At 62.2% G+C, this 17404-nt stretch carries 10 protein-coding genes; 5 read left to right on the top strand and 5 right to left on the bottom strand.

Going from position 1 to position 17404, the window contains the following annotated elements:
• Positions 1–4: 4 nt before the first annotated feature.
• From aldA to DyAD56_RS13930, 4 genes are all read right to left on the bottom strand, one after another.
• A complete protein-coding gene (aldA, locus tag DyAD56_RS13945) occupies positions 5–1429 on the bottom strand; it encodes an aldehyde dehydrogenase (protein ID WP_102303378.1) in 1425 nt (474 codons plus the stop codon).
• Between the two features lie 98 nt (positions 1430–1527).
• Positions 1528–2517 (bottom strand): LysR substrate-binding domain-containing protein, encoded by a 990-nt coding sequence (locus tag DyAD56_RS13940; protein WP_102303377.1) that lies wholly within the window; start codon positions 2515–2517, stop codon positions 1528–1530.
• Between the two features lie 159 nt (positions 2518–2676).
• Positions 2677–3849 (bottom strand): porin, encoded by a 1173-nt coding sequence (locus DyAD56_RS13935; RefSeq protein WP_199178975.1) that lies wholly within the window; start codon positions 3847–3849, stop codon positions 2677–2679.
• 142 nt (positions 3850–3991) lie between these two features.
• On the bottom strand, positions 3992–5605 hold the full coding sequence (locus tag DyAD56_RS13930) for a GMC family oxidoreductase N-terminal domain-containing protein (protein WP_102303376.1): 1614 nt from the start codon (positions 5603–5605) through the stop codon (positions 3992–3994).
• Positions 5606–6101: 496 nt separating this feature from the next.
• On the opposite strand from DyAD56_RS13930, the gene DyAD56_RS13925 reads away from it, so the two are divergent.
• The 5 genes from DyAD56_RS13925 (at position 6102) to DyAD56_RS13905 (ending at position 16405) form a co-directional block, all read left to right on the top strand.
• Positions 6102–6977 (top strand): DMT family transporter, encoded by an 876-nt coding sequence (locus tag DyAD56_RS13925; protein WP_102303375.1) that lies wholly within the window; start codon positions 6102–6104, stop codon positions 6975–6977.
• A gap of 300 nt (positions 6978–7277) precedes the next feature.
• Positions 7278–8513: an efflux RND transporter periplasmic adaptor subunit gene (locus DyAD56_RS13920; RefSeq protein ID WP_102303374.1), complete on the top strand. Its 1236-nt coding sequence runs from the start codon at positions 7278–7280 to the stop codon at positions 8511–8513.
• Positions 8514–8532: 19 nt separating this feature from the next.
• On the top strand, positions 8533–11640 hold the full coding sequence (locus tag DyAD56_RS13915) for an efflux RND transporter permease subunit (protein ID WP_102303373.1): 3108 nt from the start codon (positions 8533–8535) through the stop codon (positions 11638–11640).
• Complete coding sequence (locus tag DyAD56_RS13910; protein ID WP_102303372.1) at positions 11637–14924, top strand: efflux RND transporter permease subunit; 3288 nt, start codon at positions 11637–11639, stop codon at positions 14922–14924. Before DyAD56_RS13915 ends, DyAD56_RS13910 begins: the two co-directional genes overlap by 4 nt.
• Positions 14897–16405: an efflux transporter outer membrane subunit gene (locus DyAD56_RS13905; protein WP_233202430.1), complete on the top strand. Its 1509-nt coding sequence runs from the start codon at positions 14897–14899 to the stop codon at positions 16403–16405. The genes DyAD56_RS13910 and DyAD56_RS13905 overlap by 28 nt, the downstream gene beginning before the upstream one ends.
• A 723-nt stretch (positions 16406–17128) precedes the next feature.
• On the opposite strand, the gene DyAD56_RS24320 is transcribed toward DyAD56_RS13905, so the two are convergent.
• A partial coding sequence (locus DyAD56_RS24320; RefSeq protein ID WP_233202429.1) for a hypothetical protein occupies positions 17129–17404 on the bottom strand: 276 nt, incomplete at its 5' end.

Below are 17404 nucleotides of genomic sequence, written 5' to 3'. Positions count from 1 at the left end.
GCGATCAGTGCTTCATCACCACAAGACGCGTCTGCGTGAACTCGAGCATGCCGTGCTTGCCGTCGTCGCCACCCAGCCCTGAGCGCTTCCAGCCCGCGTGAAAACCCTGGTAGGGATCGGCGGGCGTGCGGTTCACGTACAGCTCGCCAGCCTCGATATGGTTGGCGACGCGAAGCGCAGCGCGGTAGTTCTCGGTATAGAGCACCGAAGACAGTCCGAATTGATGATCGTTCGCCATGCGCAAAGCGTCGTCCAGCGAGGCGTACCGCAGTACAGGAAGTACCGGGCCAAAGGTCTCCTCTTGCACGATCTCCATGTCCTGCCGGCAGCCGCTGAGCAACGTGGCGGGATAGAAGTAACCCGGCCCCTCGGGAAGAGTGCCTCCGGTTTCCACCACGGCGCCCTCGGCTACCGCGCGCAGGACTTTGGCGTGGACGCCATCACGCGCAGGGGCGCTGACCAGCGGTCCCATGTATCGGGCATCCTCGGCGCGATTGCCGATGCGGATGGCGGCAAACTTCGCCTTCAGCAGGGCGAGAAAATCGTCATGCACGCTCTCGTGCACGTAGACGCGCTCGATGGCGGTGCAAAGCTGTCCGCAATGAGTTGTCTTGGAAGCCACGATGGCGTCTGCTGCCCGTTCCAGGTCGGCATCGGCCTCGATGATGGCGGGCGTCTTCCCTCCAAGCTCCAACGAGGGCTTGGCAATATTGGCCTTGCAGTAGTCGAGCACGGCGCGTCCCGCGCGAACGCTGCCGGTCAAGGTGATCATCGCCACATCCGGCTGAGTACAAAGGACCTCGGCCTGCTCGTGCTCCATCGCCACGATATTGATGGTGCCGGCGGGCATGCCCGCGTCCTGCGCGGCGCGCGCGATGTCATACGCACTCAACGGCGTGTGATTGCTCGGGCGCACCACCACAGTGTTGCCTGCAATCAGCGCGGGAGCGATCTTCCGCAGGAGCGTGTATACCGGATAGTTGAACGGGATAAGGCAGGCCACCACGCCCAGCGGTTCACGCTGCAACAGGATCGTTTCGTCCGTGTTGTCGCTCGGAATGACCTCGCCCTCGATGCGACGGGCCCATTCGGCGTGATAGCGCACAATCTCCGCACCGTAGATGGCTTCGCCGGTGGCATCCGCCACGCTTTTGCCTGACTCCATCGCCAGTGTGTGGCCCACGATGTGGGCATGCCGCTCGATGGCGTCCGCAAAACGCCGAAGCTGGTTTCCGCGCTCGATGGCGGGAAGTCGTGCCCACATGCGCTGGGCCTGCGCCGCAGCGTGCACCGCCTGACGTACCTGCAAATCGCTTGCCGCATCGACGCTACCCGCGTGTTGACCGGTAGCGGGATCGGTGACGTCGATGCCGGCATCTGAGCCTGCATCCACGAAGTGACCGTCAATGAAGTTCTTCTCGTTGCGCATGGTGCGTCAATTCCTCCGGCTTCGCGCCGATGTCGGCGGCAAGATTCCAGAGTGATTCAGGGCGACAAGACGCTACAAACGATTAATTCGCCAAGCCATCATTCAAAAAAGGAATGGTTTTCGCCCCACAGCGCGAGGCCTGCGTAGTCGCGTGCATCCCCGGTGATTACGCGCTGCCCCTTTGGTGACTCACAGGGCATCCCAATCTCACCGTAAAGCCATGCACGGAAGTGCTCTATCGCGGGATTGAGGGGCTGCCCCTGCCGCGCGACGAACCAGTAGGACTGATGCCCCTCTACTTGCGTGCTGCGAAATTGCACAAGCCGACCATCCGCCAGCTCCTGCTCCACCATGTGGCGGTCGGCGATGGTGATGCCGAGGCCGTCCACGGCGGCGCGAATGGCCATGTCCAGCAGATCGAACTCGTAGCCCTGGCTGATATCGACCTCGCCCATACCGGCCGCGTTGAGCCAATGGGACCAAGTCATATAGCGCCTGTCGTGCGATGCCAACACATGCAGTAGAGGGAGGCCTTGCAGATTGGCCTGCGAGGATGGACACCTGCGCAACAGCTCGGGCGAGCATACGGCGATGTGTTGTTCGTGCATCAGCAGCGATCCATCAACATCGCTCCATTCGCCATTGCCGAAACGGATGGCGCAATCGAGCTGACCCGATTCGTTGAGCGTGTCGCGTAATGCGCTGGTGATCGACAACTCCAGGCGGGGGTGCCGCTCCTTGAAGCGCCGGATACGCGGCAGCAACCAGCGGATGGCAAACGTCGGCGGTGCATTGATGTGCAAACGGGTAGGCTGCAGCCTCTGCTGGATACCACGCACGGCGATTTCGATGCGATCGAACGAGTGCTGCAACGCTCCCAATAGTGCGCGGCCGGCATCCGTCATGTGAAGCTGGTGATGGCAGCGGATCAGCAAAGCTTCGCCCAGTTGATCTTCCAGCTGGCGAACCTGCCGACTGACCGCGCTCTGCGTGACGTTCAACACTTCCGCAGCACGCGTGAAGTTGCCCAGCGTGGCGGCCACTTCGAATACTTTCAACGCGTTGAGCGTGGGCATCTTGCGCTTCATGGGGCTTTCCTTGGACGGTCGCGGCTACGCGCGCCTGAGCCGAGGAAGTCGGCGGCGCAGCAGCGGCAGGTTATGCCGGTCGATGCTACCGGCCGGCGACGCCCCGCCCCATCGGATAGATCCCAAAAGCGTCGGCGCAACCCGGCGCGCCACGCACGATCAGAAGTAGTAGCCGATGTTCATGTAGAACTGGCCCGTCCAGCGATCCGTACCGCCCGCAGCGAGGCTCTGTGTGTAGCTACTGCCTCCAAAATACGGATCGTTGCGGCCGTTCAGCCATTCCACGGCGATCCAAAGCTTCTTTACCGAGAACGACGTGCCAAGGATGAATCGCTGGCTGTCGTTGAACGAACGCTGCGATTTTTCGTAGTAGTTGTACGTCGCATAGGTCTTCACGCCCGAGAACCAGCCGCCGAGAAAGCTCCCCGGCCACGCGTAGCTGAGGCTGCCGATATAGAGGTTACCCCGACTCGCGATGTTGAACGTGCCATCGTAGCCACCGTAAGTCACGGTGCTGTTGTCGAGAGGATTCCGCGGCGACATCTGGATACGCGTGTATTGCAACTCGGTGCTCCACGGTCCATTTGCGCCTGAATAATGCAGCGCGTAGGCAATGCGATGCCCGTTGTCTGCCGTATCCCGGTTGTACAGCTTCGATACCAGGGCCGATGCGCCAACCTCGCCTTCCCAGGCGCCTAGCGTGGTGGTGCGCGCCAATCGCGCCATCACCATGTCGCGCTCCACGTTACGGCTGCCACCGTCAACATAGCTGTCGGCAGGGGTCGGCACGATGGAATAGGTGGTGCCGTTGCTGCTGCCATGACCCGATGGCGCGGGGCGCGCGTAGTACCCACCCTGGAAGTTCCAACGCTCACCGGCCTGCACGTACTTGGCACCCAGCTCCCACAGGTCCTCAAGGCCGAGCGCGTTGCCCAGCGTCTCGTAGAACGTGTCGCTGTAGAGCGGCTGCAGGCCGAACGGCACCTTGTTCAGGCCAACCTGCACCTGGCGTTCCGGATCGAACTTGTAGCCAATCCACGCGTATTCCATAAACTGCAGATTGCCAAACTGCTCCATGTACTGGAACGGGTAGTGATTGCCGTAAAAGCGATAACGCGCGGCGCCTTCCCAACTGTCTGAGTCGTACTTGGCGCTCAGCATGAGCGTATCGAAGCCGATCTCGTGTATGTCCCGACTGCCATCCTCGTCAACGCGGACGCGAATGGCGCCGCCAAGGTCGAGGTTGTCCGAGACCTGTACCGCGTTGGCATTCCCCAGGCAAACCATCCATGTGACGGCAGCCAGCACGACGAGACGACGTGCAACTTCCATAGCGAGATTCTTCCTGATACGGGAAACCGATGCGGCAAGCCGTCGTCAGAACGGGGCCACGGGAGTGAAAAAACTATTCATCCCCACAGGCAGGCGCAAACGACAAAAAGTCAGGCTTGCCCCGACTTTTTGTCGCCGTATCTTAGGAGCCGTCGCGCAGGATCAGCGACGCGCCCTTTTCCGCCACGATCATCGTGGCCGCATTGATGCTGCCGGAAGTGATGTTCGGGAAGATCGACGCATCAACCACGCGCAAGCCAGGCACCCCATGGACCTTCAGAGACCTGTCCACGACCGACCTCGCCGAATCGGAACCCATCGCGCAAGTACCACACAGATGATGAGTGGAATCGCATGTTTCACGGAAATAGGCGAGCAGGTCGGCATCGCTCTGCGCTTGCTGCCCCGGCCTGATTTCTCCAGCGGTGATGGCGCGCATCGCCCTGCTCTGTGCGATGCGGCGGATCAGGCGACTGCCCTGAACGGCCTCCTCGACGTCCCTGTCCGTACTGAGGTAGTTCGGGTCGATACGCGGCGTGTCTTCCGCCCGCCCGGAAACAATATGCACCGCCCCCCGACTGGTGGGGCGGCACGCATTGAAGCTGAGCCGGAACCCCGGATACGGTTCACCCGCATTGGTGCCGCCATGGCCCACCGAAACCAATGGAGCTAGTGGGCTGAAATAGACCTGCACATTCGGAGTCGACTCGGTGTCGTCACCACGGAAGTAACCACCCGCCTGAACCAGGCTCATCGACAAGGGCCCGGTGTGGCTAAGCGCATATTGCAGGCGCGCCATCATTCGTCCGAACCATGACCGCGGTCCTGTGCCAGCCATCGGGATGTTCGCGAGGTAGTCGTAACTGGCGGAAAGATGGTCCTGCAGGTGTTCTCCCACCGAAGGCAAATGATGGACTGGGGAAATACCAAGGTCACGCAAGCGGGAAACATCACCGATGCCCGACAACTCGAGAATCTGCGGCGATCCCACCGCACCCGCGCATAGAATGACTTCGCGACGGGCGTGGAAGTCCAGTGGCATGCCGTGCCTTCTCACACGCACACCGGTCGCCCTTCTTTCGCTGTCGAAAAGCAAACGGTCCACGGTCATATCCACTTCCACGCGCAGATTGTTCCGCTTCATCGCTGGACGAAGGCTGGCCTTGGCACTGGAACAACGTTCGCCTCGATGGACACTGAGGTCGTAGATGCCTGCGCCCTCGACGTGGCCGCCATTGAAATCGTCGCTTCGCGGATAACCCAGTTCGTCACAGCCAGCGAGAAAACTATCGCAGACCGGGTGCGCCTTGCCTCGCATGCGACTGATGCGGATCGGACCATCGCCACCGTGATAGACCGTATTGCCCAACGGGTGCGTTTCCAGCTTGCGGAAGTACGGCAATACGTTATGCCAGGACCAACCGTCGTTACCTGCAGCCGCCCAGTCATCGAAATCGCTGGGCTGCCCGCGTAGATAGATCATCGTGTTGATGGCACCCGATCCGCCCAGACCCTTGCCACGCGGCGCGTACAGTTCGCGCCCACCAAGCGCAGGCTGCGGGGCGGAATGGAACATCCAGTTGTGTGCGGGATGGCGGTACAGCGTCGCGGCGGCGCCCGGCATCTTGATGGCGAGCGCACGATTTTTGCCACCCGCCTCCAGCACAAGCACGGAATGACGCCCTGATTCGCTCAGGCGATCCGCAAGGATGCTGCCGGCGGAACCGGCACCAACGATGATGTAGTCGTAGGTCATGGGGCACGCAGGGCAGAGGTATTCAACGGAACCGAGGGAATGCATCCGCGGCCAGCGCGCAAGGCGGGCCGACTTGATGACGTGAGGCGGCGAGCAGGTGCGTCCTGTCCATCGAGGAGTCATGCAATCGACACCGCATGCCCCTTCATCACGATCAGCAACAGAACCTGTACGTCTCAGCGAAATCGTACAAGTTGAGACATAGCTTGTTGCATAGGAGCATTCTGAAATACAGGGCGCGAACTACGGTGTGCTGCGCCTTGGCGCGCAGCTGATGCCCTAACAACGGCCCCGAAGAGCAAGCTCGTGGGGAAAGACGCAGAACAATCCCCCATGGGGTACCCAGCCCGCCATATCGCATCAGAAGAACCCTGCTTCAAAGTCGCGACGGCCAGAGCCGGCTGTGTGTAGGGGCTGGACTATGGGACTATACCCATCGCCTTCTTCCGCCCGGCCAGCCACATCACGCCTTGACGGGCCACTTCCCGGGATCTGCATGTTCAAAGGTGTTCTGCTCGGCTTCGCTTGCTACGCCGCTTACGCGATCAGCGATGCTTTCGTGAAATCGCTACACGGCACGTTGCCTGCCTACGAGGCAGTGTTCTTCGGTGCCGTGTTGATGCTGAGCGCCCTGCCCTTCATCCGGAATCCCGGTGACCGCTACATAGACGTGTTCCGTGCGCGCAAGCCGCACCTTTGGTGGATCCGCGCCATCACCGGTGCCATCTGCAACATCTCGGCGGTGATCGCCTTTACTGCCCTGCCCATGGCGGAGGCATTCGCGCTGATCTTCCTGCTGCCGATCTTCGTGACGCTGCTGTCTGTGATCTTCCTTAAGGAGCACGTGGGCTGGCGACGCTGGTCAGCGGTGATCGTGGGCTTTATCGGCGTACTGGTGGTGTTGCGGCCAGGTTTCCGCGCACTGGGCGTCGGGCATTTCGCCGCCATGACCTGTGGGCTGTCTGGAGCGGTGTCCGTCGTTGCGCTGCGTATGGCGGGGCCCCATGAGAAGCGCATCAGCCTGTACGGCGCTGGTGTGGTCGGGCCGTTGGTCAGTGGCGGCGTGCTGATGCTGTCGCATTTTGTCTGGCCGGATCTACACCAGTGGTTCCTGCTGGCGGGCTACGGCCTGCTTGCCGGCCTCGCTGGCGTGCTGCTGATGCTTGCCACGCATCACGCGCCCGCCAATCGCATTGCGCCCACACAGTACAGCCAGATGCTCTGGGCCATCTTCTTCGGCTACTGGCTATTTGGCGACCGGCTGGACTGGCCCATGCTGATCGGCATCGCGCTTATCCTCGGTTCCGGCCTGTTCACCTTGGTGCGCGAAGAGAAGGTCACCGGCTGGTGGAAGCGCGCGCGCATGGTATGACCATCCCGCAGCATGGCCATGGCCATCCACATGAACAATGTTTAATGAAAAAAAGCTAACCGGACGAGCCCTGTCGTGAGGCATCACTCGTCCGTGACAGCGCTTGTGCCATGAGTTTTCCGGCCTTTTACCCCACGGTGGCTGGGGTATGGGGGCTTGTCGCCAGGGTCAACCACAAGGACAACGGATCGTTAGAGATCCGTCGACAACGTTCCTACCGCCGCATGGTCGCGTACCGGTTGCAACGAGAACGATCCGACTTTGTTTGTCTTGTGAATTTGAGCTGCTGGGAGATGGTGCATGAGTGCCGATACCGCCCGAACATCTGGGCACCCTCGTAGGAAGCGTGGCGTACTGATCGCGGCCGTGATCATCGTGCTCCTGGTGGTGTTGATGGTGATTCACATCCTCACCGGGCAAAAGGCCAAGACCGGCCAGCCTGCGCAGGTGGTGAGCGCGGCCACCGCCCATGTTGGCGACATGCCGGAGATGCTCACCGCGCTGGGCACTGTGACGCCGGTCGCCACGGTCAACGTGCAGCCCCAACTGAGCGGTTACCTGACGGCCGTGGGTTATCAGGAAGGCCAGGACATCGAGAAGGGCCAGTTCCTCGCGCAGATCGATCCGCGCCAGTACGAAATCAACAAGCAGCAGGCCGAGGCGCAATTGGCAAAGGACCAGGCCACCCTGGACCAGGCCCGCGCCGACCTCGCCCGCTATACGCAGCTGCATGAGCAGAAGTCCATTGCCGAGCAGACCTACACCGACCAGAAATTCACGGTCGCCCAGGCGGAGGCCGCAGTAAAGGCGGACAAGGCCGCCATCGCGCAGGACGAGCTCGACCTCATCTACTGTCACATCACCGCGCCGGTGGCCGGCCGGGTGGGTTTGCGGCTGGTGGATCCGGGCAACTACGTCACGCAGTCGACCTCGCCGGGTATCGTCGTCATCACGCAGATGAAGCCGACCACGGTGCAGTTCACCGTGCCGCAGAACTCACTGGGCCAGGTGCTGCAGCGGGTGAACTCGGGCGCCAAGCTGCCCGTCACCGCGTACTCCAGCGACAACAGCAAGCAGATCGCCGCCGGCACGCTCTACGCGCTGAGCAACCAGATGGCGACGAGCACGGGCACGGTGACGCTGCGCGCGACCTTCCCCAACGATGACGAGTCGCTGTTCCCCAACGAGTTCGTCAACGTGCAGATGCTGGTGGATACCTTGCAAAAAGTGGTGCTGGTACCTACACCCGCCGTGCAGAGCGGCGCGCCCGGCAACTACGTGTATCTGGTCAATGCCGACCAGACGGTCTCCGTGCACAAGGTGACGCCCGGCCCCAGCGACGGCAAGTTCACGGCGATCCTGTCCGGCCTCGATGCAGGCCAGCAGGTGGTGACGGATGGCATGGACCGCCTGAGCGATGGTGCCAAGATTCGCGTCGCCCAGGCGCAGCCCGCCGGGGCAAGCAGTACAGGCGCACCGGCCACCACGCATGGCGGCAAGCATTCGCACGGTGCCTCCGCCAGCAGCTCGTCGTGAGCCTTGGGCGCGTAAATCGATGAATATTTCCCGCCTGTTCGTACTCAGGCCGGTAGCAACCTCGCTGCTGATGATCGCCCTCGTGCTGGTGGGCCTCGTCGCTATGCGGTTCCTGCCGGTGTCGTCACTGCCCAACGTCGATTACCCGACGATCCAAGTGCAGACGTTCTATCCCGGCGCCAGCCCATCGGTGATGGCCACCACGGTCACGGCGCCACTGGAGGTGCAGCTGGGCGAGATCCCTGGCCTGCAGCAGATGACCTCCAACAGCTCCGCTGGCGCGTCCATCATCACGCTGCAGTTCGACCTGTCGCTCAACCTCGACGTGGCCGAGCAGAACGTGCAGGAGGCCATCAACGCCGCCAACAGCCTGCTGCCTTCGGGCCTGCCCGCGCCACCGACGTACGCCAAGGTGAATCCCGCCGACCGCCCGATTCTTACGCTGGCGGTCACATCCAATTCCATGTCGCTGCCGCAGCTGCAGGATGTGGCCAACAATCGCCTCGGCGCCAAGATCTCGCAGGTACCGGGCGTGGGCCTGGTCACGCCGGCCGGCGGCAATGTACCGGCCATCCGCATCGAGGCCGACCCCAAGAAGTTGGCGGGCTACGGCCTGAATATCGATGATCTGCGTTCGCTGATAGCCAACGTCAACGTGAGTCAGCCCAAGGGCAACTTCGACGGCCCCGATCTCGATTACACGATCAACGGCAACGACCAGATCCAGAACCCGCAGGATTACCTCGACACCGTCATTTCCTATCAGAACGGCGCACCGGTCTACCTGCGTGACGTGGCACGGGTCACACAGGCCGCACAGAACACCGAACAAGGCGCGTGGTTCAACAAGACGCAGGCGATCGTGCTGAACGTGCAGCGGCAGCCAGGCGCGAACGTGATCGCCACCGTCGACCAGATCATGAAGCAGCTGCCGCAGCTGGAATCCACGCTGCCCGCAGGCATGAAGGTGGACGTGGTCAACGACAGTACGGGCGTGATCCGCTCATCGGTGAGCGACGCCGCGTTCGAGCTGATTCTTGCCGTGGTGCTGGTGGTGCTGGTGATCTTCGTGTTCCTGCGCAACGTGCCGGCCACCATCATTCCCAGTATCTCGGTGCCCGTGTCGCTGATCGGCACGCTCGCGCTGATGTACGAGCTCAACTACTCCATCGACAATCTGTCGTTGATGGCGCTGATTATCGCCACTGGCTTCGTCGTGGACGACTCGATCGTCATGATCGAGAACATCGTGCGCTACCTGGAGGAAGGCAAGACGCCACTGGAAGCGGCATTGGAAGGTGCAGGACAGATCGGCTTCACCATCGTGTCGCTGACGGTGTCACTGATCGCTGTGCTGATTCCCCTGCTCTTCATGGGCGGCGTGATCGGCCGCCTGTTCAGCGAGTTCGCCGTGACGCTGGCGGTGACCATCGTGCTATCTGCCGTGGTCTCGCTCACCCTGGTGCCGATGCTGTGCGCGCGCATTCTCAAGGCCCAGAAAGACCGCCACCCAAGCCGCTTCGAGCGCATCAGTGAGGGCTTGTTCGATAAGACGCTGGCCGCATACAAGCGAGGCCTGCATTTCGTGATGGCCCACCAGTTGGCTACGCTGCTGGTGTTCTTCGGCACGCTGGCTCTCACCATCGTGCTCTACGTGGTCATTCCCAAGGGCCTGTTCCCGGTGCAGGACGTGGGCGTGCTGCAAGGCATCAGCGTGTCGGACAACTCGGTGTCCTACGGCGCCATGGTTGACCGCCAGAAACTGTTGGCTGATGCCATCCTGCAGGATGAGGACGTCGCCAGCCTCACCTCCTACGTGGGCATCGACGGCACCAATACCACGCTCAACAACGGGCGCTTCCTGATCAACCTGAAAGCGAGCGATGACCGCTCATCCACCGCCGAGGAGATCGCACGCCGCATTCAACAGGAGGTGACGACGGTACCCGGCATCCACCTGTACATGCAGCCCGAGCAGGACCTGACGCTCGATACCACCATCTCGCCGAACCAGTACCAGTTCGTACTGCGCGGACCGAACCAGCAGGCCTTCCAGCAGTACGTGCCCGAACTGATTTCGCGCATGAAGAACATCAAGTCGATCACCGACGTCACCAGCGACCTCAACAACGACGGCCTTGCGGTGAACGTGCAGGTGAACCGCCAGTTGGCGGCGCGCTACGGCATTACCTCGGCGACCATCGACAACGCGCTGTACGACGCGCTGGGCCAACGCATCGTCTCCACTATTTTCGAGCAGGCCAGCCAGTACCGCGTGATCCTGGTGGCGAAGCCGGAAAGCATCCCCACCGTGGAATCGCTGGGCGATCTGTACCTGCCCAGCCAGACGGCCAGCAGCGGTCAAGTGCCGCTCAAGGGCATCGCGGACATCCAGGTCACCAAGTCCCCGCTGGTCATCAGCCACCTGTCGCAGTTCCCGGCCATCACAGTGTCGTTCAACCTCGCCAAGGGCGCATCGCTCAGCAAGGCGGTGAAAGAGGTGAACGATGCCGAGCAAGCCATGCATCTGCCCTCGTCCATCACCTCGACCTTCCAGGGCGCGGCGCAAGCGTTCCAGGATTCGCTGTCCAGCGAGGTTTACCTGCTCATTGCCGCCCTGGTGGCCGTCTACATCGTGCTGGGTGTGCTGTACGAGAGCTTCATCCACCCGGTGACGATTCTCTCCACCCTGCCCTCCGCCGGCATCGGCGCCCTGGTGGCGCTGATGATCGCCGGTAGTGATCTGGATGTGATCGGCATCATCGGCATCGTGCTGTTGATCGGCATCGTGAAGAAGAACGCGATCATGATCGTGGACTTCGCCCTCGAAGCCGAACGCGAACACGGCAAACCAGCGGACGAGGCCATCTTCGAAGCCTCGCTGCTGCGCTTCCGCCCGATCCTGATGACGACCCTCGCCGCCATGCTCGGCGCCATGCCGATGCTGCTTGGCACGGGCACGGGTTCAGAGCTGCGGCGCCCGCTGGGCCTCGCGATCATTGGTGGTTTGCTGCTCAGCCAGTTGCTCACGCTGTTCACCACGCCGGTGATCTATTTGTACTTCGATCGCCTCGCGCAACGTTTTGGCCGTAAGCGTTCTGAGGCGGCCGACGGGGAAACCGCGTGAACATCCCCGGCGCATTCATCAAGCGGCCGGTAGCGACGACGCTGCTGGCCGTCGCCATCCTGCTGTCGGGCGTGCTCGCGTATTTCCGCTTGCCCGTGGCGCCGCTGCCTAACATCACCTTCCCGGTGGTGGTGGTGCAGGCAAGCATGGCGGGCGCGAGTCCCAGCACCATGGCTTCTACGGTGGCCGAGCCGTTGGAGCGGCGTCTGGGGACGATCGCGGACGTCACCGAGCTGACCTCCACCAGCACCGTCGGAACGTCGCAGATCGTCATCCAGTTCGGCCTCAACCGAGATATCAATGGCGCCGCGCGCGATGTGCAGGCGGCCATCCAGGCATCGCGCGCGGACCTGCCGACTACGCTGCGCAACAACCCGACCTATCGCGAGTACAACCCGGCCGACTCGCCGATCATGGTGCTGGCGCTCACCTCCAAGACGCTGACTCGCGCCCAGCTTTACGACTCGGCCGACTCCGTGATCCAGCAGCAGCTGTCCCAGGTCGATGGCGTGGGACAGATCACGCTGGGCGGCAGTGCATTGCCGTCCGTTCGCGTGGAGCTGCAACCCGACCAGCTCAACAGCTACGGCATTGGCCTGGAGGACGTACGTGCCGCCATCAGTGCGGCCAATGCCGACAGCGTCAAGGGACACATCGACCAGGACGGCCAGCGCTACGAAGTGCTGTCCAACGACCAGATCAACAAGGCAGCACCGTATCGCGATCTCGTCGTCGCCTACCGCAACGGCTCGGCCGTACAGCTGCGCGACGTAGCCCAGGTGCTCGATTCGGCCGAGAACGTCCGCAACGCCGGCCTCTACAACGGGAAGGATGCGGTGCTGGTCATCGTCTATCCGCTACCCGGCAGCAACATCGTCAAGACCGTCGCGCAGATCAAGAAGTCGCTGCCCTCCATCGAGGCCACTCTTCCCCGCAATGTCCACGTGGGCGTTGCCGTGGACCGATCGCAATCGGTCAATGCGGCGGTGAACGACACCGAGCGCACGCTGTTCATCGCCATCCTGCTGGTGATCGGCGTGGTGTACGTGTTCCTGCAGTCGCCGCGCGCCGTGTTAGTGCCGGCCGTGGCGTTGCCCTTGTCCATCATCGGCACCTTTGGACCGATGTACCTGCTGGGCTACAGCATCGACAACCTGTCGCTGATGGCGCTGACCATCGGCACGGGTTTCGTGGTGGACGATGCGGTGGTGGTGCTGGAAAACATCGTGCGCCACGTGGAATCGGGCATGGACGTGCGTGAAGCCGCGACGCTCGGCAGCGCCGAGGTCAGCTTCACCGTGATATCCATGAGCCTGTCGCTGATCGCCGTGTTTCTGCCCATCCTTCTGATGCCCGGCATCGTAGGCCTGCTGTTTCACGAATTTGCCGTAACGCTGTCCATCGCGATCCTGCTGTCGCTGGTGATCTCGCTCACGGTGACACCGACCATGGCGGCGTACACGCTCAGCCGCAAATCGTTGCACTCGAAAGCGCGCTGGGCGGTGTGGTACGAGCGCCAGTTCGACCGCTTTCGGGAGGCCTATTCGCGCTCGCTCACGCTCGTTCTGGATCACGCCTTCGCAGTGATCCTGACCCTGATCGGCTTGATCGTGTTGAACGTGGTGTTGATCCGCCTGGTGCCGTCCACGTTCTTCCCCGAACAGGACAACGGCATCTTGATGGGCCAGATCATCGCCGACCAAAGCATCTCCTTCCAAGCGATGGAAAAGAAGCTGGCGCAACTGCAAGACATCGTGCAGAAGGACCCGGCTGTGGCCTCCGTCGCGGGCTTCTCCGGCGGCCGTGCGCTCAACACCGCCAATGTCTTCATCGAGCTGAAGCCGCTGGCCGAACGCAAGATCTCCGCCGCCCAGGTGGTAGACCGCCTGCGTCCCAAGCTCAACGCAGTCTCGGGCGCCAAGCTGTTCCTTCAGGCGGCGCAGGATCTGCACATCGGTGGGCGGCAATCGGCATCGGAGTATCAATACACGCTGACCAGCGACGATCCCGAGGCGTTGTACACCTGGGTGCCTAAGCTCATTACGGCACTCGGCAAGTACCACGACCGCATCACCGACGTGAACTCCGACTTGCAACAGAACGGCCTGCAACTCTACGTATCCGTGGACCGCGCCACAGCGGCCCGCTACGGCTTCGCGCCCAACCAGATCGACAATGTGCTGTACGACGCCTTCGGCCAGCGCACCGTGTCCACGGTCTACAACCAGCTCAACCAGTACTACGTGGTGATGGAAGTCGCGCCGGAGTATTGGCAGTACCCGCAATCGATCGAACGTATCCGCTTCAGCACGGCTGCCGGCAACCCCAGCGGCACGCAGCAAACGCAGATGTCCGGTGCGCTGGTCAGCGGCACAACCTCGACGACCACAGCCAACGCCAGCACCAATACGCGCAATGCCAACGCTGAGGCCAACCAGCTCACCAATGCCATCTCCAACTCCAAGGGCGGCAGTTCCAGCGGCAGCGCGGACAGCACCGCGTCGGAAACCATGGTGCCGTTCCCTGCGCTCGCGTCGTACGTGAGCAACCACACAGCGACGCAGGTGAATCACCAGGGCGGACTTGTCGCCGGCACCATCTCGTTCAACCTGCCACCGGGCGGCTCGCTGAGCAACGCACTGGCCGCTATCAGCGAAGCTGGGCAGGAGCTGGGCATGCCCGCATCGATCCACGGATCGAGCGCTGGCGCAGCACAGGTGTACGCACAATCGATGGGCACCATGCCGCTGCTGATTCTCGCTGCGCTGGCCGCCGTCTATATCGTGCTGGGCATTCTGTACGAAAACACCGTGCATCCCATCACCATCCTCTCCACCCTGCCCTCTGCCGGCATCGGTGCAACGCTGGCCCTGCTGATCTTCGGCACGCCGTTCTCGGTGATCGCCATGATTGGCATCATCCTGCTGATCGGCATCGTGAAGAAGAACGCCATCATGATGATCGACGTGGCCATCCATCTGCAGCGCGACGACGGGCTGGAACCCAGAAAGGCCATCCATGACGCCGCCGTCGTGCGACTGCGTCCGATCATGATGACTACCGCTGCCGCCGTGCTCGGCGCTGTGCCGCTAGCCATTGGTATTGGCCAGGGTGCTTCGCTGCGCCAACCGCTGGGTATCACGGTGATGGGCGGTTTGATCCTGAGCCAGGTCTTCACCCTCTACACCACGCCGGTGATTTACCTCTACCTCGACCGCCTGCGCGCACGGCTTGCGCAGTGGTCGGAAAGCCTGCCGTGGAACCGATCGGACGCAAGCGCATGAACAAGAGTCTGCCCTCCTATTCCAAGCTCTTTTCCCGTCACGCTCTCGCCGTCTCGATGACGGTGGCGCTCAGCGGTTGCATGGTAGGCCCCGACTACCATCGTCCCGACGTGAGCACGCCCACGCAGTTCAAGGAGCTGCCTGGTTGGACCGCTGCCACGCCCGCCGACGACGTCGCCAAGGGCGACTGGTGGAAGGCTTTCAACGATCCGCTGCTCAATGAGCTGGAGCCGCAGGTGTCGGTATCCAACCAGACGGTGGCGAAGAGCTACGCCGATTACCAGGCCGCCATGGCCGACGTACAGGTGGCGCGCAGCGCATTGTTTCCCACCATCGGCATCAGCGGCTCGGGCAGCAAGCAACGCACTGCCGCAGGCAATGCGGGCAGCGGCGTCGAGCACCTGCGCCCGGTCAGTACATCCGGCTCGCTGGAAGGTAACGTGAGCTGGGCACCTGATCTGTGGGGCAAGGTTCGCCGCACCGTCGAAGAGAACAAAGCCACCGCGCAGGCCAGTCAGGCCACGCTGGCCAATGCCACGTTGTCAGAGCAAACCGCGTTGGCCACGGCCGTGGTCGACCTGCGCGTCACCGATGCCAATATCGACCTGCTGCAGAAGACCGTCGACGCGTACAAGGAATATCTGCGCGTGGTGGACAACCAAGGCAAGGCCGGCACGATCGCGCCGTCCGACGTCATCACTGCTCGCACGCAATTGGAGAACGCGCAATCAAAACTGATTGCGCTCGGTGTGTCGCGCGAACAATACGTGCATGCCATTGCGGTGTTGGTTGGCAAAAATCCAGAAGAACTCGACATCCCGCACAACGCCACCCTGCCAACCTTGCCGCAGGTGCCGACAGGCGTACCTTCCACGCTGCTGCAGCGCCGGCCGGACATCGCCGTGGCCGAGCGCCAGATGGCTTCGGCCAATGCGGCCATTGGCGTCGCTATCGCCGCGTATTACCCGTCCATCTCGCTATCGGGAGCGGACGGCTTTTCGCAGTCGCCCCTGGCTGGGTTGCTGCATGTCGCCAACCATGTGTGGTCGCTTGGCGCCGACGTGAGCGAGACCATCTTCGATGCTGGCGCCCGTCACGGCCAGGTAGCCGCCGCACGGGCCACCTACGAATCCACCGTCGCCAATTACCGCGGCACCGTACTCGCGGCGTTCCAGAACGTGGAAGATGATCTCTCCGGAGTCAGGATCCTGGCACAACAGGCGCAGGTGCTGGATGCCGCGGTGAAAGATGCCACGCGTGGTTCGGAGATCGCTTTCAACGAGTACCAGGCAGGCACGGTCGACTACACCACGGCGGCGACAGCCCAGGCTACGCAACTCAGCACCGAGCAGGACGCGTTGAGTGTGCAGCAGCAGCGGTTGTTGGATGCGGTGTCGTTGATTGGTGATCTTGGTGGTGGTTGGTCGGCGGATGAGTTGGCGCACGCACCTGCGGCGGCGGTATCGAAGGTTGTGGAGTGACGCGGTATTGATGGTTGGCCTCGTGAGGGGCGGGTACTGGCTTGGAATGCGCGGCGCCCCTAGTTCTGCTCCCTCTCCCTTACGGGGAGAGGGTTGGGGTGAGGGGTCAATCTAGCCTCACTCCTTCATCTAAGCCGTCATCACGCGCGGGCAAAGATCTCGTGTCGTCAGTAGTCGGCTGTCGCCTCGTGCGTTACCGCGATCTGGCCGCTTACGCAGCGGGCGTTTCGATCGTCTGCCGACGACGCGAAGCTAGTCCCGTGGGACGCTCGAGTCACTTTTCTTTGTTGGCCCACGCACGCGCAGGAGCGCGTGCGAACGGCGAAGCCGGCCCGAAGGGCGGAGGGCAGGATGCCCGGAGTAAAGAAAAGTAACCCAAAGAAAATGGCCGTATAGCCAACGCCTGCAGCATTACCTTGGAATAAGCCCGAACGCTCGAGGCAGTTTGCTGCTGGGCCACCTTCGCCGCTACACAGCGGGTACTTCGGAACGCTTCGCAACGCGCCGATGCGGAGAGGACTTAAAGCAGCCTTCGCTACGCTTCCCGATCGCTGAGGTTAGGGAAAGATGACGCTACGCTTTCCTACCGCAGCGGCTAGATAAAAGGAGCGCTACGCTTTCCCACCACTGGGGCAAGGTAAAAGGGACGCTACGCTTCCCGGCCGCTGTCGAGAACTCGCCACACAACGACATCGTCTTTCTCTTCTGCCTTGGCTTTGTGCTCTAGAGGAGGAGCAACGCGACCTGCCGCGACGCAATGTGCAGCGCCGCTGCACGAGCCGTCGGCTCGGCGCTTTTGACCTTCGGGCCCCCTGTGCGGCGGTGAGGGGTGGACGAAAAGGCCCGCAGGGGGATCGGCAAGGATGCCGATCCCTTTCGCCAGGGCAGGATGCCCTGGCGAAAAGCCCGGCCGCCCCTCACGAACTGGCCGGCTTCACCGGCCAGCGCCAAGTGGGGGGTGCCCTTTCTTTGGGTTACTTTTTCTTTGGGCAAGCAAAG

This window comes from Dyella sp. AD56, from assembly GCF_002878475.1.
Classification (GTDB): Bacteria; Pseudomonadota; Gammaproteobacteria; order Xanthomonadales; family Rhodanobacteraceae; genus Dyella.
The sequence above is the reverse complement of the archived record's forward strand: the minus strand, read 5'-3'. Positions and strand labels throughout refer to the sequence as shown.

Excerpts from the sequence above, each read along its gene's own strand:
- aldA (WP_102303378.1), bottom strand. The coding sequence starts at position 1,429 with ATGCGCAACGAGAAGAACTTCATTGACGGTCACTTCGTGGATGCAGGC.
- DyAD56_RS13940 (WP_102303377.1), bottom strand. The coding sequence starts at position 2,517 with ATGAAGCGCAAGATGCCCACGCTCAACGCGTTGAAAGTATTCGAAGTG.
- DyAD56_RS13935 (WP_199178975.1), bottom strand. The coding sequence starts at position 3,849 with ATGGAAGTTGCACGTCGTCTCGTCGTGCTGGCTGCCGTCACATGGATG.
- DyAD56_RS13930 (WP_102303376.1), bottom strand. The coding sequence starts at position 5,605 with ATGACCTACGACTACATCATCGTTGGTGCCGGTTCCGCCGGCAGCATC.
- DyAD56_RS13925 (WP_102303375.1), top strand. The coding sequence starts at position 6,102 with ATGTTCAAAGGTGTTCTGCTCGGCTTCGCTTGCTACGCCGCTTACGCG.
- DyAD56_RS13920 (WP_102303374.1), top strand. The coding sequence starts at position 7,278 with ATGAGTGCCGATACCGCCCGAACATCTGGGCACCCTCGTAGGAAGCGT.
- DyAD56_RS13915 (WP_102303373.1), top strand. The coding sequence starts at position 8,533 with ATGAATATTTCCCGCCTGTTCGTACTCAGGCCGGTAGCAACCTCGCTG.